The organism is Micropruina sp., from assembly GCF_027492755.1.
In the GTDB taxonomy this organism is placed as follows: Bacteria; Actinomycetota; Actinomycetes; order Propionibacteriales; family Propionibacteriaceae; genus Micropruina.
This window is the reverse complement of the sequence record NZ_JAPUED010000156.1, coordinates 6182-8781: the sequence shown is the minus strand read 5'-3', so window position 1 is coordinate 8781 and position 2600 is coordinate 6182. Positions and strand designations below refer to the sequence as shown.

Annotated in this window: 2 protein-coding genes; both read left to right on the top strand. The window is 70.9% G+C overall.

What is annotated here, in order from left to right; translation table 11 throughout:
• The coding region (locus tag Q0066_RS11050) for a carbonic anhydrase (RefSeq protein WP_298132862.1) at positions 1-465 on the top strand (465 nt) is incomplete at its 5' end.
• A gap of 162 nt (positions 466-627) precedes the next feature.
• A partial coding sequence (locus Q0066_RS11045) for a RecQ family ATP-dependent DNA helicase (protein ID WP_298132860.1) occupies positions 628-2600 on the top strand: 1973 nt, incomplete at its 3' end.

Here is a 2600-nt window from a genome sequence, read left to right as displayed (position 1 = left end):
GCCAATCGTCGCTACGCGACCTCCGCTCCCCGCAACTTCGACGGCTATGCGCACGCCGGCGTCGCGGTCGTGACCTGCATGGATTCGCGGCTGCAGCCGCTCGAGATGCTCGGGCTGATGCTCGGCGAAGCCAAGATCCTGCGCACCCCGGGTGGTCATGTCACCGAGGATGCTCTGAACGGCTGCATCCTCGGCGTCCACCTGCTGCGGGTCGACCGCATTCTCGTCATCGCACACACCCGCTGTGCGATGGCGGCCTGCGACGACGTCGAGATGCGGCGCCGGGTCGCCGAGGCCAGCGGACGGGACGCCTCCGGCCTCACCGTGGGCGCCACCACCGATCAGGAAGCCAAGCTCCGCGCCGACGTGAAGATGCTCAGGGAACATCCGCTGATCGAGGGCACCGCACAGATCGGCGGCTTCCTCTACGACGTCGACACCGGCCTGCTCAGCCAGGTCTGCTGAGCGGAATCGCTGGTGAGCTTGTCGCAGCCGGGAAGGATCTCGACAAGCTCGATCACCGGTGGTTGAGCTTTGTCGAAACAACAACCGCAGCCCTGACTGACGAGCCCTCCGCCTGCACTCTGCATTCAAGAACTGTCGGTGGGCCGTGAGACGGTGGCAGACATGACCCCTTCCGCGACCGACACGGCCCCTCCGACGAGCGAGCTGCGTGAGCGTGCGACCGCGATCCTCGCCGATCTCACCGGACGCCCCGACGCCGCCTTCCATCCCGGGCAGTATGAGGCGATCGAGGCGCTGGTCGCCGACCGGCGCCGCGCCCTGGTGGTGCAACGGACCGGCTGGGGAAAGTCGGCGGTGTACTTCATCGCCGCACTGTTGCGTCGCCGCGAAGGTGCCGGTCCGGCGCTGATCGTGTCGCCGCTGCTGGCGTTGATGCGTGATCAGGTGCGCGCCGCCGAGCGGGCCGGCGTCCGAGCCGCCGCGATCAACTCGGCCAACGTCGCCGAGTGGCGCGATATCGAGCAGTTGCTCGACGACGACGCCGTCGACGTGTTGTTCGTCTCACCGGAACGCCTGGTCAACCCGCGGTTCCGGGCCGAACAACTGCCCCGGCTGGTGGCTTCGCTCGGCCTGCTGGTGATCGATGAGGCGCACTGCATCAGCGACTGGGGCCACGACTTCCGCCCCGACTACCGGCGCATCCGTGACCTGATCGGCGAACTCGGCGACGGCGTCCCGGTGCTCGCCACCACCGCGACCGCGAACCAGCGGGTCGTCGACGACGTCGCCGAACAGCTCGGCACCGGCGGACGCGACGTGTTCACCCTGCGCGGCGCGCTGGCCCGCGACTCGCTGCGGCTCGGGGTGCTCGAGCTGGGCACCGCGCACCGTCGGCTGGCCTGGCTCGCCGAGCACCTCGACACGCTGCCCGGCAGCGGCATCATCTACTGCCTCACCGTGTCGGCCGCCGAAGACGCCGCCGCCTTCCTGGCCAAGGCCGGGCACCACGTCCTGCCCTACACCGGCCGCACCGACGCCGCCGAACGCCAGGCCGCCGAAGAGGCGCTGCAGGCTAACCAGGTGAAGGCGCTGGTCGCCACCTCGGCACTCGGCATGGGCTTCGACAAGCCCGATCTGGGGTTCGTGGTGCATGTCGGCGCACCGAGTTCACCGGTCGCCTACTACCAACAGGTCGGACGCGCCGGCCGCGCCACCGAGCGCGCTGACGTGCTGTTGCTGCCCGGCATCGAAGATCGCGACATCTGGCACTGGTTCGCCACCAACGCGATGCCCACCCAGGCCCGGGCCGACGCCGTGCTGGGCGCCCTGGCCGAAGCCGACCGTCCACTGTCGGTGCCGGCGCTGGAGGCTCGGGTCGATCTGCGCCGCGGGCCGCTGGAGTTGCTGCTCAAGGTGCTGGCCGTCGACGGCGCGGTCGAGTATGTCTCCGGCGGCTGGGTCGGCACCGGACGCCCCTGGCACTACGACGCCGAACGCTACGAGCGGATCGCCGCCGCCCGGGTCGCCGAGCAGGACGCGATGCTCGCCTACCAGGCGCTCGACAGCTGCCGGATGGCCTTTCTGACCCGCCAGCTCGACGATCCGCACGCGGCGCCCTGTGGTCGCTGTGACGTCTGCGCCGGCAGCTGGTACCCCACCGATGTGACCGTCGCGGCCACCAGCACGGCGTCCGAGGCGCTCGATCGGGTCGGGGTCGCCGTGCCTCCGCGGGCCTTGTGGCCGACCGGTCTGGATCGCCTCGGCATCCGCGCCGACGGCAAGAACGTCACCGGAAAGATCGCCGCAGCCGAACAGGCCGAACCCGGCCGAGTGGTGGCCCGGCTCACCGACCTGGGCTGGGGTGGTCCGCTGCGCGAGCTGTTCGCGTCCGACGCCGACGGGCGTCCGATCGATGCCCAGGTGCCCGCCGAGTTGGGCCGGGCGTGCCTGCGGGTGCTGAAGGCCTGGGACTGGGCCGAGCGACCGGCCGCCGTGGTCTGGGTACCGAGCGTGGGCCGTCCGCGCCTGGTGGAGTCGTTGGCCACCGGCATCGCCTCCGCCGGACGCCTCACACTGCTCGGTCCGCTCGCCCTCAACCCGGACACCGGCGCCGGACGAGGCGCCTCCAACAGCGC